Source organism: Odoribacter splanchnicus DSM 20712 (assembly GCF_000190535.1).
GTDB lineage: Bacteria > Bacteroidota > Bacteroidia > Bacteroidales > Marinifilaceae > Odoribacter > Odoribacter splanchnicus.
This window is the reverse complement of record NC_015160.1, coordinates 1,957,079-1,969,733: the sequence shown is the minus strand read 5'-3', so window position 1 is coordinate 1,969,733 and position 12,655 is coordinate 1,957,079. Positions and strand designations below refer to the sequence as shown.

The following is a 12,655-nucleotide window of genomic DNA, read 5'->3' as shown; positions in this document are numbered from 1 at the left end:
CATGAGGACAAAGTTATTGGTATTGTTGTTTTGTTGGGTAGGGATGGTTGGGATAAAAAGTGGAAATGCCTGTGGTAAAGATAAGGATGAGAATGCTGTGGTGTTACCGGTATATGAACGGAATGGCAGAATGTATGTAGAAATTGAGCAGACATATTTGGGGCGGGAATGGATGGTATTGGCCCAGATAGACAGAGGATTGGGAATTCGGGGGAAGTTATTGGAGAGTAAAGGAATTTTTAGATTGGAACAAGGCAGGGATTCTATGACCCTGGATGTTTTTGCGGTTTTCTGTCCGGAGAGAGTTTCAGATACAACATGGATGAGTAACGGATTGCTGAAGATGTCCGGTTTACAGACACCGGTGGAAACCTGGCCGGTAGCGGAGAAAAAAGAAACAGGTTATTTGATTGATGTGACCGATGGTATAAAGGAAAAGTGGTATGTGGGGGACGGGAAATGGGGACGGATACAGTATGGCCGTTCGGAGATTATAACTGTCGATACCTGTAGGAACGGAGCATGTTTTACTATCCGGCATTATTTGGAGTGTTCTCCTGAACAGCAGGTCGTGGAAATGTTGCCCGAAAGCGGTTCGGTACCGGTAGAAGTATCTGTGGCTTTGTGTCTCTTACCGGATAGGGGTTTGAGGAACAGAGGGGAAGACCCGGATGGGTTATTCCGGACGCAGGTTTATGTCGATTATGGAGTGAATCCTTTCCGTTGTGTAGAGTGTATCCGTTGTGTGTGCTGGGATACATATGCGGGAATGCCTCTGAATATATGTGTTGCTGAGGATATTCCGGAAGAATATGTGGAGCTATTGTATACAGCAGTAGAAAAGCTGAATGCAGTGTGGACTGCCCGGACGGGAAGAGTATTGCTTGAATTGGAACAAAAAAAAGGAAGGGTGAAAGCTGATGTCCCCTGCGCAGTTGTTTTTGATGTCGGAGGTGGAGGGATAAAAGTGGATTTCCAGGAACATCCCGGAGATGGAAGGATTTTAGCTGCACGTTTACGTATTAGTGGTGATGTTTCTATGGAATCGGTGATCCGCTACCGATTGGAAAATCCGGTCCGGGAAGAGGACGGAATATGGAAGATGTGTTCGGAAACGGAGGCTTTACAGGGATGTCGTGAACAGGAAATCGATAGAGCTTTGGGAATATTGTTGGGATTGGATCCGGAACAACTGGAGAATAGAAATATCACAGCTGCAAAACGATTGGAGGCTTTGTGGTATTGTTATGCGGAAAGAGAAGATATAAAGACAGAGAAAGAGGTTGCCGGACAGTGGGGATGGAAGAGGTATGAGGAAAGGCGTGTGGCTTGGCAACAGGTGTTGAAGGAGGTGGAAAATGAACAGGTAAAGCATTATTACCGGGAAGTATTGAAATTGAGTGAAAAGGATTATATCCGTTGGTTAGATGAGACTTTTTTTCAAGAGGGAATGGCGGAACAGTTGATGCAATTATTGAAAGAAGATATTACGGGATTTTATGCTCCTTCCTTTTTACAAAAAAATAGAATGGGAATGGAACGTGATGATATGCTTGGGCGATTACAAAGAGTATGGGGAGAATTTTTTCGGACCGAGCGTTGGCTGCAGTTAGCAGAAAAGGAGAATGGAGAACAGCAGGTCGGTCAGTTGGTAAAAGAATTGAAGAGGCTGATTACGGGAAAACGGGTAGACCGTTTATCAGTACAAGAGAGGTTGGTACGGCAAACTTGTGTTATGGCTTTTAGTAAAGAATTGAAAAAATACAAGGATACGGTAGATTGTGGAGAGGGGATGGCGAAACTTTTATTATGGACTTATTGGGAGGATTTGTATGATTATTGGAAAATGCGCTCAGGAGGATTAGCCAGGATTTAATCTGGTTTGGATCAAGACGGATTTGTATGATCGGGAATCGACTGTCAGAATAAGTATTAATTATTCTGACAGTTGAGTGATAAGGGCTAATTCGTAAAACATCCGGGCTCCATTTGGCAAAATGTTGTTAGGAAAATCATAATCCGGAGTATGGAGGGCCGGAGTAGAGATACCTGCTCCCAGACCGAACATAGCACCTGGAATATGTTGAGTGAATAATCCGAAATCTTCTCCCCAGGCAAAAGGATGATCGGTTTCCTTGTAAGCCAATCCGTTGCTTTGGGCTGCTTCCTGAATCCAGGTTACGGATTCAGGATCATTTTCATTGGCCGCAAAAGGTTCTGTCCATTCGATGGAGCATCGTAAGGGCGGATGGGAATCAATGGTTTGCTGAACGAATTGTTCCAACTGTTGCCGGTGTTTTTGCAGTATTTTTTCGGATGCAGCGCGAAGAGTCAGCCGGATAAGTCCGCTTCCGGCAGCAACGCCATAAGCTTCTTCGCCGATATGAAGTTCGATGAGTGTCGTACGGAAATAATCCGGATTTTTCAAGGTCCCTCGATTCCAGCTTTCGCTTAGATGCAGGATATGCAGTAAAGGTGCGGTCGGGGAAACCGCTTTTTCAGGTTCTGCGGCATGTGCTGTTTTTCCGGTGAAGGTGATGGTACAGCTGATGACCGAGCAGGTAAAACTGCCTGTCCGGCAGATAATCGTAGAAAACGGATAGCCGGGAAGATTATGCAGAGCGAAAGCCCGGTCGATTTTCTGTTGCCGGAACCAGGGGTCCTGAAGTACTAGTTGTGCGCCCTGTCCATTTTCTTCGGCAGGTTGAAAGAGTAATAAAATGCGTCCTCGTTCCAGTGGATGTTCATGTAGGAGTCCGGCCAGCATGAGTAACATGGTCGTGTGTCCGTCGTGTCCGCATTTATGGGCTACTCCCGGATTTTCCGAACAATAGGGAAGAGGTGATTTTTCTGCAATGGCCACAGCATCGATATCGGCTCTGAATAATAGGGTCGGACCTTCGCCCGGGAAACTGTATTCTGCCACCAGTCCATGGCCCTTTTCCAGGGGGTGGATCCGGGAGGGCTGAAATTCCTGAAGTACTTGCCGGATATATTGTATCGTATGTTTTTCCTGTCCGGATAATTCGGGATGCCGGTGAAGTTCTTCCCTGATCCGGTAAAATTTATTCCTGTCCATAGGCTGATCGTTTGAACCTTTAAAAGTAATCTTTTTTTATTTTTAAATCTTGTTTCATTCAGATTTGTTTGCTATATTTGCATCGTTGTTTAGCACAAAACAGGCGATAATAGCTCAGTTGGTAGAGCGTTGGCTTCCCAAGCCGAAGGTCGCGGGTTCGAGTCCCGTTTATCGCTCTTCATAATCAGCCACTTATAAAGGTGGCTGATTTTTTGTTTTGGGTGGTTTTATGGGGGCGTTTACAGGTATAAAGTTAAACCGAGAGTTAAACCGAAACTGACTGAATCTATTTATTTCCTTTAGCTGTCCGCTTTTTCACTGATTATGTATTGTAATCCAACGTGTTTATATACATGTTTACCCTAGCTGTAGGTTTATAAGTGTAACATGTATATAACTATCTAATATAAAATGGAGACCTGAATTTTAGTGTGGAATTATATTTGGATTCGGGGGAAAATAGGTTTCTTTCTCTAATTTTTTTTGTATTTTTGGTGGGAATTGGTGTTGGTTAAGAAATTATTAATAATTCTGTTAATAGTTCAGGAATAAGTTTGTTCTTGAATTAGGAGGGGATAGAATATACAATAGGAGCAAAACGAATAATAATGAAAAGAACGATGAAAAAGTTATTTGGCTTATTATCAGTGGTATTGCTCGCCGTTATCTGTTTTACACAGCCTGTTGATGCGGCAAAGAAAGAAAAAAGAGCGAAGTATGTTTTTTATTTCATCGGAGATGGAATGGGAATAAATCAGGTGAACGGCACAGAGATGTATCTGGCTGAGAGAGCAGGAAAAATCGGTGTCGAGCCTTTAAATTTCACCACCTTCCCGGTCAGAAATTTTGTGACTACTTATTCGGCCTATAATTCGGTGACTTGTTCGGCTGCTGCCGGTACGGCTTTAGCTACCGGCGAAAAGACAAAGAACGGGACGATAGCGATGGATAAAGAACATAAAGTACCGGTATACAGTATCGCTACCAAAGCCAAAGAACTGGGAATGAAAGTAGGGATCGCTACCAACAATAGTATCGATCATGCTACTCCCGCTTGTTTCTATGCTCATCAGCCGGACCGGAATATGACCTATGAGATCGCAACCGATTTGCCGAAAGCGGGTTTCGATTTTTATGCCGGAGCCGGTTTTGTAAAGCCGGAGAAAAAAGATTCCGTAAATATTTATACTCTTTTCGATCGGGCGGGGTATACGATAGCCCGGGGAAATGACGATTTCCGGAAAAAAGCAGCGAAAGCAGATAAAATTATTTTTATGCAGGAGCAAGGATGTGACATGGGGAGTTTGCCTTATGCCATCGACCGGAAACCGGGGGATTTGTCACTTGAAGAGATTACACAGGGAGCGATCGATTTTTTGAGTAAGGATAAAAAGAACGGTTTTTTCGTGATGATCGAATGCGGATTGATCGATTGGGCCTGTCATAGTAACGATGCGGCGGCTATGTTTAACGAGGTAATCGATTTTCAGAAATCGATACAGAAGGCGATCGATTTTTATAAGCAGCATCCGGATGAAACCCTGATTGTCGTTACGGCAGATCATGAGACAGGGAACTTTGCTTTGGGAACAGGTAAATATGAACTGAATCTGAAAGCGTTGCAACATCAAATGGTCTCCAAGGGGCAGCTTTCGAAAAAGATTTCTGCTTTGCGGACAACCCACCATTATGCAGTGACCTGGGAAGATGTAAAGAAATTGTTGAGTGATAATCTGGGGCTGTGGACGAAGGAAGAACTCAAGGAGTCGTATGAGAAAGATTTGAGACACCGTTATGATAAAGCCTTTTCGAATGGGGAACAGGAGATGGTGAAAAGTCTTTATGCCGAAGATGAACCCTTGGCCAATACGGCGGTTCAGATACTGAACCGGATAGCCCGCATCAGCTGGGGAAGTGGCGGACATTCTGCCGGGTATGTGCCCTTGTTTGTCCTGGGTGTCGGAGCAGAAAACTTTAACGGTAAGTTGGATAATACGGATATTCCGAGGCAGATCGAGGCATTGATGAAACGGTGACCGGTAGAATCGGCAGGTATTTTGTTTGGCTGTCGTAACCCCGAAAGATTTTATTTCATCTCGTCCCGTTTCTTTTCCAGTTGAAACATTTCATCCCGCAGGCGGGCTGCTTCGATGAAGTCGAGTTCTTTGGCTGCTTTTTGCATGGCAGCCTTGGTTTTTTGGATCATTTTTTCAATCTCGGGTTTACTCATGTAAGCTACGACGGGGTCGGCAACCAGATGGAGGTGTTCTTCCTCCACATACGCTTTGGAGGTATCCTGAGTCAGCGCTGCATCTGTCGATTTGTAGATCTGCCGGGGAACGATGTGATGTTCTTCGTTGTATCTCAGCTGCTTTTCACGGCGGTAATTCGTCTCGTCTATCGTTTCCTGCATAGAACGGGTTACTTGGTCGGCATACATAATGACTTTCCCGTCTACATTACGGGCAGCTCGTCCGGCAGTTTGAGTCAGTGAACGTGTAGAACGCAGAAAGCCTTCTTTGTCTGCATCCAGAATTGCTACCAGAGATACTTCCGGCAAGTCCAGCCCTTCCCTCAATAGATTGACACCGATCAATACGTCGATGATTCCTTTACGAAGATTCTCCAGGATTTTTACCCGTTCGATAGTATCGACATCCGAGTGAATATATTGGCATTTAATACCGATCCGGTCCAGGTATTTACTGAGCTCTTCCGCCATTCTCTTCGTCAGGGTTGTCACTAATGTACGTTCCCGAAGGTCTATGCGCTGCTGAATCTCGTTCACCAGATGATCGATCTGATTTTTGCTGGGGACGATTTCGATTACCGGATCCGGAATACCTGTCGGACGGATAATTTGTTCCACGATGATGCCTTCACTTTTTTCCAGTTCATAGTCGGCAGGTGTGGCACTGATGTAAATCGTCTGGCCGGTTTTACTTTCAAATTCATCGAATGTGAGGGGACGGTTGTCGAAAGCTGCCGGTAAACGGAAACCATAATCCACCAGCGTCAGTTTCCGTGCGTGATCGCCTCCGTACATCGCCCGTATCTGGGGCAGGGTAACATGCGATTCGTCGATGACCATCAGAAAATCTTCCGGGAAATAATCCAATAAGCAGAAAGGACGAACTCCTGCTTTCCGGCCGTCGAAATAGCGCGAATAGTTTTCAATGCCCGGGCAATAACCTAATTCCCGGATCATTTCCATATCGTATTTCACCCGTTCTTCCAGGCGTTTGGCTTCCATAAATTTCCCGATCTCTTTCAGATAAGCCAGTTGATCTTGCAAATCCTGGCCGATTTCAACCAGGGCGTGGGCTATCGTGGCTTTGTCGGTGACAAAAAGATTGGCCGGATAAATATCGAGTTCATCCTGACTACCGATGCTCTGTCCGGTAACCGGGTTAAAAGAAGAGATCCGGTCGATTACGTCGTCCCAGAATTCGATCCGGTAAGCTACGCCGTCGTAAGTTTCTATGGCAGGAAAAATATCCACGGTTTCCCCTTTGGCCCGGAAACAACCCCGTTTGAATTCGATTTCGTTGTTTGCATATAAAGCGTCTACCAGCCGGCGTAATAAGACATTCCGGCTGATAGTCATGCCTCTTTTCAAATGGGTGACGTTCGAGCCGAAAGCCCGGGGATCGGCCATACCGTACAGACAAGACACCGAAGAGACAACGATGACATCCCGACGTCCCGAAAGCAGGGAAGCGGTGGTCCGTAAACGAAGTTTGTCTATCTCGTCATTGATGGCGAGGTCTTTTTCGATATAGGTATCTGTTGTCGGCAGATAAGCTTCCGGTTGGTAATAATCGTAATAAGATACAAAATATTCGACTGCATTTTCGGGGAAAAAAGATTTGAATTCCCCGTATAATTGAGCTGCTAATGTTTTATTGTGACTTAAAATCAGAGTCGGACGATGGATTTCGTTGATGACATTAGCTACAGTAAAAGTTTTTCCTGAACCGGTGACTCCCAGTAAGACCTGTGATGACCGTCCGCTTTGAAGTCCCTGGATCAATTGGCGGATGGCTTCCGGTTGATCGCCGGTAGGTTGGAATTCAGAGGTTAGTTTAAATTGCATATCAGGATAAATATTTACTTAATGTTTCAAGTAATTCTTTCCGACGGATCGGTTTTAATAAAAAACCATCGAACTTCTCATTTATAATCTCCAAAGAAGAGAGATCATGTGCTGTTTGTGCTATTACGATTTTTCCGGGCAATTGTTGCCGGATAAACCGTAAAGCCTCTATTCCGTCAGAATCCGGCATGCTGATATCCATTAGAATCAGATCGATGGAGGCCGTTCCTGAAGCGATTTGTATCGCTTCTTTTCCGTTACGTGCCCGTAAGATACGGACATGTGTTTTTTTTAACAGAGCCGCAAGGATCGTATAATTACTGTCGATATCTTCTGCTATCAGAAACGTTTTGTCCGACCAATCCGGATACTCTGGGTAAGTTTCCACTACAAACGATTTATAATTTACTCATGAATTTCTCCGGGTAGATGATAAAGCGGTCGTGAATAGCATGTCCTATTGTTCCTTTTTCATCCGTGGCTTCGATCTCAATACGTATCCGGCGGCCATCGATTTCGACGATCGTCGCTTTGCACATCACCTTTTTACCGACGGCTGTTGCCTTGGTATGCTGTACATGAATTTCAATACCTACGGTATCTGTATCCGGTTCCAACATGCCTTCCAGGCAGTGTATCGCCGTATTTTCCATCAGTCCCACCATTGCTGGTGTCGCAAAGACTTCCAAATGGCCCGAGCCGTGAGCTAAGGCGGTGTCTTTAGGACCGACGATGATTTCTTGTGTATATGATTTTCCGGTTTCCAACATAGGATTCGATTTAAAGTTTATGGTTAAAATTCTGAGGTAAAGTGAAAAATCAGTTTTTTGTAATTTTCCTGAGCCATATGCAACATATATTGTGAGTCGGCCAGAAATACATCTCTGCCTTCTTTGTCTTTCGCCATATATTGAGCTTTATGTTTTTTGAAATCTTCCAATTCTGCCTGATCCTGGGCTTCGATCCAACAAGCTTTGTAAAGATTGATCGGTTCCCAGCGGCAGGCGGCGGCATATTCGTGTAAAAGCCGGTATTCGATCACCTCGAACTGCAGTGCTCCTACCGTGCCGATGATTTTCCGGTTATTGAATTGGCTGACGAATAATTGGGCTACCCCTTCGTCCATCAATTGATCGATCCCTTTGGCCAACTGTTTGGATTTCATCGGATCGGCATTTTCAATATACTTGAATAATTCCGGAGAGAAACTGGGGATACCTTTGAAATGCAGTTTTTCTCCTTCTGTCAGGGTATCTCCGATTTTAAAGGTACCGGTATCGTGCAAACCGATGATATCACCAGGGTAAGCCTCATCGATCACCGATTTCTTGGAGGCCATAAAAGCGGTGGGAGTGGAAAATTTCAACATTTTACCGTTTCTGACATGTAAATAATTGGTATTCCGTTTGAAAATTCCCGAACAAATTTTCACAAAAGCAATTCTGTCCCGGTGGTTAGGGTCCATGTTGGCATGAATCTTAAATACAAAACCGGTGAATTTCTCTTCTTCCGGCCGGACCGGGCGTTCTTCGGTTTCCCGGGCAAGAGGTGCCGGAGCTATTTCGATGAAGCAATCCAGAAGTTCCCGGATACCGAAATTATTCAACGCCGAACCGAAAAATACGGGAGCCACATGTGCGTCCAGGTATTCCTGCCGGTCGAGACTGGGATAAACCCCCTGAATCAGCTCCAGGTCTTCCCGTAGTTTACCGGCAGCCCTTTCGCCGATATGATGGTCGAGTTCGTCCGATCGGGTATCGGTGATCTCAATGCCTTCGGGGATGTTCTGAATGCTAGGACTATACAGGCAAAGGTTTTGCCGGTGGAGGTTATAGATACCTTTGAAGGTATCTCCGCTTCCGATCGGCCAGCTGAGTGGGTTTACCCTGATCTGTAGTTCTTTCTCTACATCGTCGAGAATATCGAAAGGATCGTTGGCCGGACGGTCCAGTTTATTGATAAACACGATCACCGGGGTTTTGCGCATCCGGCAGACTTGCATCAGCTTACGGGTTTGCGTTTCTACTCCTTTGGCTGCATCGATCACGATGATTACACTGTCGCAAGCCGTTAAGGTTCGGAAAGTGTCTTCGGCAAAGTCCTGGTGACCCGGGGTATCCAGAATATTGATCTTGATTCCGTTGTACTCAAAACCCATGACAGAAGTCGCCACAGAAATACCACGCTGACGTTCGATCTCCATAAAGTCGGACGTGGCTGTCTTCTTGATCTTATTCGATTTAACAGCTCCGGCAACGTGAATGGCTCCTCCGAAAAGCAATAACTTTTCCGTTAATGTGGTTTTTCCGGCATCAGGGTGACTGATGATTCCGAAAGTACGGCGTCTTTCAATTTCTTCTTTAAATCCCATAATTATTTTTTTGAGTGTGCAAAGATAGTTAGTATTTTTTGCTTTCCTTTTTAACCTAACAAAAAAATGCTTACCTTCGTTAAATAAAAAAAGAAAGATCTTTAATTGTAATTTATATGCAAATTGTTTACACGACTTCGAATTTTAAAGGAGGCATATACAGGGCGGTTTTAGCGATTTTGCTCGGTTTGGCTCTTTTGATCTGGCCGGCCGATGCATTGAAGTATGTAGTTATGCTGATAGGTATCGTTTTCCTGGCCATCGGTATTATTGCGTTTATTATCTCTTCCAGAAACCGCGAGGAACATCAGCGGAGTTTTGCTCCCTTGAGCGGAATCGGAAGTGTTATTTTGGGATTACTGCTGGTATGTCTGCCGTCTACTTTTGCGACCGTTTTTATGTTTCTCCTGGGATTTATTTTAGTGGTCGCTGCTGTCGGACAATTTGTGACCCTTGCCGCAGCCCGTCAGTTCGGGCGTATTGCGCCGGTTAGTTTTTTATTCCCGGTACTGATCCTGATTGTCGGTATCGTGATTTTATTCGATCCTTTCAGTTCGGCCGAAAGCGTGTTCATCCTGTTCGGGATTACCGCCGTTTTTTATGGCGTAACCGATCTGCTCAACCAATATTCCATCCGTAAAATGCGCAAAGCCAGTGAAGAAAAAGAAAAAATCGTGAAAATGGGAGGAGATTCGGATATCGAGGATGCCGAATTCGAGGAAGTGGAAGAAGGCAAATAAGAAGGAAATCGCCTTCTCCGATCTAAAGACTGGAAAATAGAAAAAGAAAGAAATAGATTAAAACTGCCAGGATAACGCCTTTCGAGGCGTTATTCTTGTTTAAGTGCAGAAATAAATAAAATAAGCCTAAGTCGGCAAAGAATACACCGACGGAAATGAGTTTGAATTGTACTTTCAATGCGATCGCCTGGTGGATAAATTGGGAAAGCGGGAGGTCGTGAAAGCGGAAAAGCCAGAACAACAGGATGATGATGAAAGGAGCTGACAGGCCCGGGAATAATCCGTATAGAAGACGATCTTTCATCGGAGAGTTTTAAAATTGTACCGCAACAAAACAACGGGGCGTATGAAAATCCGGTTTGGGAGAATCGATCGGACGCCAGGATAAATAATGCCGGCAGGATAGCCGATCTCCGCATTTATAAAGGTTGATGCGGGCTTTCAAACCCTGCCAGGTATCGATGTTGTGACGGAAAAGAGCTGAAGCCGGAATTCCCACAGTCAGTTCCCAGGGATGGCCTAGCCGGGTTTCTTCGAAATTTGCCCCGCCCAATGAAGAATAACGGAGAATCGAGGCCATGATATCTTCCGGGGCATGAACCGCCGCTGGGCGTTCTTTCCGGAAACCTAACAAAGTTTTACCGATACAGGTAAATTCGAAATTGTAATACCCACTATCGTCGACTGCCAGGAAAAATTCGACACAGGAATCGTTACACACTTGCTCGTTGTCTTCCCGGGTGAGGGCCATGGTACTGGTCTCGTCGACCTTAAACCGGATAAAGAGCATTTCTCCGTTGTGTGCCATGGTAAAAGCTGCATAAGGCGTGTAAGGGAATTGTTCCGGCCAGTTATTCTGCCCGATTCGGTGAAAATCGATTTTATTCAGTTGCTCACCTGCCTGTCGGAGGTCGTTGCTGTCTAAAAAGGGAAGATAGGGAATTTGCATGTTGGTATTGTCAAAGAAAATCATTCGTCAGTAAAAGTTCTTAAAGTTTATGGATCCCTGCGGGGTTTTCTTCATGGAACCGGAGGTCACTTTAAGAAAATATCCCGCAGGGGTCTGGAACTTTACAAACCGATCAATGTTCGGTGTCACCTTTATTTCGTTCTGATTTTATAACCGGCTACACCATAATACAGGATAAACAGAAAACAAGGCAAGGCTAACCAATAAGCCCCTTGTGCCCCCAAACCTTCTTGCAAAAATCCGAAAACAGTCGGGATAACGGCTCCTCCGGCGATAGCCATTGTCAGAAGAGCACTGCCTGATTTGGTGAATTTGCCGAGGTCTGCCATAGCAAGCGGCCATAATGCCGGCCACATTAGCGAGCACCCTAGAGCCATCAGGAAGATTGCCCAGATAGATATTTCGGCAGGCAGCAATACAATGGCCAGAGAACCGGCTACACCGATGCAGGCACAGATTCTCATTGCCATGTCTTGAGTTAGGTATTGCGGAATCAGAATGATACCGCAAATATAACCGATGACCATACCGATACTCGGAATCCAGGCATATAAATCGGGATTTTCCAAATTCAACGCTTTGGCGTAGTCGACGGCTGTACTTAGAGACAAAGTTTCGACACCGACATAAATGAACAAGGTCAGTGCACCCAGAACCAAGTGGGGAAATTGCCAAATAGAAGTTTTATTTGCTGCATACGGGCAATTGGCGGTATCCGATTCGTCTTCTCCGGCAGCTTTTACTTCGGGAAGCGGAGCCATTAAAGAGATGATACCTAACAATAGAAATACGCCGATGATGATGTAGAAAGGCAGATACAGATCGGAAGTCTGCACATTGGTTTGGTCGGCTACCACGAGTGCGAAAAACAAAGGAGCTACCGGCCATGCCAGTTTGTTGCAGATACCCATGATACTCATTCGTTTGGCCGCGCTTTCAATCGGTCCCAGAATGGTAATGTACGGGTTTACCGATGCTTGTAAATAAGCGTTGGCGGCACCGCTGACGAAAGAAGCGATGAGGAAAAGAATGAAATTTTCCAATTTAGCTGATAATACAAATAAAATAAAAGCAACGGCAAAAATCAAAAACGAGAGTGCCATTGTTCTTTTGTAACCGATTTTGGCAATCGTGGCAGAAGCCGGGTAGCCGAAAATCAGGAAAGGAACGAAAGTAGCTGCTAGCAGCAGGTAGGCTACCCCTGAAGGCAGAGACAAAGCACCTTTTAATACCGGAATCAAAAATGAGTTGATGCCCAATGCGAATCCGATCGCAAAAAACATCATACCGACGAATGCCAAAGGCACAGCAAAATTTGTTTTGTTTTGTGACATAATATTTGGGTTTGTAGATAATAATTCAGCACGCTGTTTCAAAAGGTAAATGTAATAAAAAAATG

At 44.9% G+C, this 12,655-nt stretch carries 11 protein-coding genes and 1 tRNA gene; 4 read left to right on the top strand and 8 right to left on the bottom strand.

The window, feature by feature from the left end:
• Window position 1: 1 nt before the first annotated feature.
• Entirely contained in the window at window positions 2-1,876 is a 1,875-nt protein-coding gene (locus tag ODOSP_RS08265) for a hypothetical protein (RefSeq protein ID WP_013611888.1), read from the top strand.
• A 60-nt stretch (window positions 1,877-1,936) separates the two neighbouring features.
• On the opposite strand, the gene ODOSP_RS08260 is transcribed toward ODOSP_RS08265, so the two are convergent.
• Window positions 1,937-3,079: a M20 metallopeptidase family protein gene (locus ODOSP_RS08260; RefSeq protein WP_013611887.1), complete on the bottom strand. Its 1,143-nt coding sequence runs from the start codon at window positions 3,077-3,079 to the stop codon at window positions 1,937-1,939.
• A gap of 103 nt (window positions 3,080-3,182) precedes the next feature.
• On the opposite strand from ODOSP_RS08260, the gene ODOSP_RS08255 reads away from it, so the two are divergent.
• Together ODOSP_RS08255 and ODOSP_RS08250 are read left to right on the top strand one after the other, a co-directional pair.
• Window positions 3,183-3,255 (top strand) — tRNA-Gly (locus ODOSP_RS08255).
• A 444-nt stretch (window positions 3,256-3,699) separates the two neighbouring features.
• A complete protein-coding gene (locus tag ODOSP_RS08250) occupies window positions 3,700-5,115 on the top strand; it encodes an alkaline phosphatase (protein WP_013611886.1) in 1,416 nt (471 codons plus the stop codon).
• Between the two features lie 50 nt (window positions 5,116-5,165).
• Here the strand turns inward: ODOSP_RS08250 and uvrB are convergent, their stop codons facing one another.
• The 4 genes from uvrB to ODOSP_RS08230 are packed head-to-tail and all read right to left on the bottom strand — an operon-like array spanning window position 5,166 to window position 9,546.
• Complete coding sequence (uvrB, locus tag ODOSP_RS08245; RefSeq protein ID WP_013611885.1) at window positions 5,166-7,175, bottom strand: excinuclease ABC subunit UvrB; 2,010 nt, start codon at window positions 7,173-7,175, stop codon at window positions 5,166-5,168.
• Between the two features lies 1 nt (window position 7,176).
• On the bottom strand, window positions 7,177-7,563 hold the full coding sequence (locus tag ODOSP_RS08240; RefSeq protein WP_013611884.1) for a response regulator: 387 nt from the start codon (window positions 7,561-7,563) through the stop codon (window positions 7,177-7,179).
• A 10-nt stretch (window positions 7,564-7,573) separates the two neighbouring features.
• A complete protein-coding gene (locus tag ODOSP_RS08235) occupies window positions 7,574-7,945 on the bottom strand; it encodes a thioesterase family protein (RefSeq protein WP_013611883.1) in 372 nt (123 codons plus the stop codon).
• 23 nt (window positions 7,946-7,968) lie between these two features.
• Window positions 7,969-9,546: a peptide chain release factor 3 gene (locus ODOSP_RS08230; protein WP_013611882.1), complete on the bottom strand. Its 1,578-nt coding sequence runs from the start codon at window positions 9,544-9,546 to the stop codon at window positions 7,969-7,971.
• A 116-nt stretch (window positions 9,547-9,662) separates the two neighbouring features.
• On the opposite strand from ODOSP_RS08230, the gene ODOSP_RS08225 reads away from it, so the two are divergent.
• A complete protein-coding gene (locus ODOSP_RS08225; protein ID WP_013611881.1) occupies window positions 9,663-10,286 on the top strand; it encodes an HdeD family acid-resistance protein in 624 nt (207 codons plus the stop codon).
• 22 nt (window positions 10,287-10,308) lie between these two features.
• On the opposite strand, the gene ODOSP_RS08220 is transcribed toward ODOSP_RS08225, so the two are convergent.
• The 3 genes from ODOSP_RS08220 to gluP all read right to left on the bottom strand — a co-directional run bounded on the left by ODOSP_RS08220 (window position 10,309) and on the right by gluP (window position 12,590).
• Complete coding sequence (locus ODOSP_RS08220) at window positions 10,309-10,590, bottom strand: hypothetical protein (RefSeq protein WP_013611880.1); 282 nt, start codon at window positions 10,588-10,590, stop codon at window positions 10,309-10,311.
• Between the two features lie 9 nt (window positions 10,591-10,599).
• A complete protein-coding gene (locus tag ODOSP_RS08215; RefSeq protein ID WP_228026166.1) occupies window positions 10,600-11,259 on the bottom strand; it encodes a carbohydrate-binding family 9-like protein in 660 nt (219 codons plus the stop codon).
• A gap of 128 nt (window positions 11,260-11,387) precedes the next feature.
• Window positions 11,388-12,590 (bottom strand): glucose/galactose MFS transporter, encoded by a 1,203-nt coding sequence (gene gluP, locus ODOSP_RS08210; protein ID WP_013611878.1) that lies wholly within the window; start codon window positions 12,588-12,590, stop codon window positions 11,388-11,390.
• Between the last annotated feature and the right edge of the window lie 65 nt (window positions 12,591-12,655).

Excerpts from the sequence above, each read along its gene's own strand:
- ODOSP_RS08230 (WP_013611882.1), bottom strand. The coding sequence starts at position 9,546 with ATGGGATTTAAAGAAGAAATTGAAAGACGCCGTACTTTCGGAATCATC.
- ODOSP_RS08235 (WP_013611883.1), bottom strand. The coding sequence starts at position 7,945 with ATGTTGGAAACCGGAAAATCATATACACAAGAAATCATCGTCGGTCCT.
- ODOSP_RS08265 (WP_013611888.1), top strand. The coding sequence starts at position 2 with ATGAGGACAAAGTTATTGGTATTGTTGTTTTGTTGGGTAGGGATGGTT.
- ODOSP_RS08220 (WP_013611880.1), bottom strand. The coding sequence starts at position 10,590 with ATGAAAGATCGTCTTCTATACGGATTATTCCCGGGCCTGTCAGCTCCT.
- ODOSP_RS08215 (WP_228026166.1), bottom strand. The coding sequence starts at position 11,259 with ATGATTTTCTTTGACAATACCAACATGCAAATTCCCTATCTTCCCTTT.
- uvrB (WP_013611885.1), bottom strand. The coding sequence starts at position 7,175 with ATGCAATTTAAACTAACCTCTGAATTCCAACCTACCGGCGATCAACCG.
- gluP (WP_013611878.1), bottom strand. The coding sequence starts at position 12,590 with ATGTCACAAAACAAAACAAATTTTGCTGTGCCTTTGGCATTCGTCGGT.
- ODOSP_RS08260 (WP_013611887.1), bottom strand. The coding sequence starts at position 3,079 with ATGGACAGGAATAAATTTTACCGGATCAGGGAAGAACTTCACCGGCAT.
- ODOSP_RS08225 (WP_013611881.1), top strand. The coding sequence starts at position 9,663 with ATGCAAATTGTTTACACGACTTCGAATTTTAAAGGAGGCATATACAGG.
- ODOSP_RS08250 (WP_013611886.1), top strand. The coding sequence starts at position 3,700 with ATGAAAAAGTTATTTGGCTTATTATCAGTGGTATTGCTCGCCGTTATC.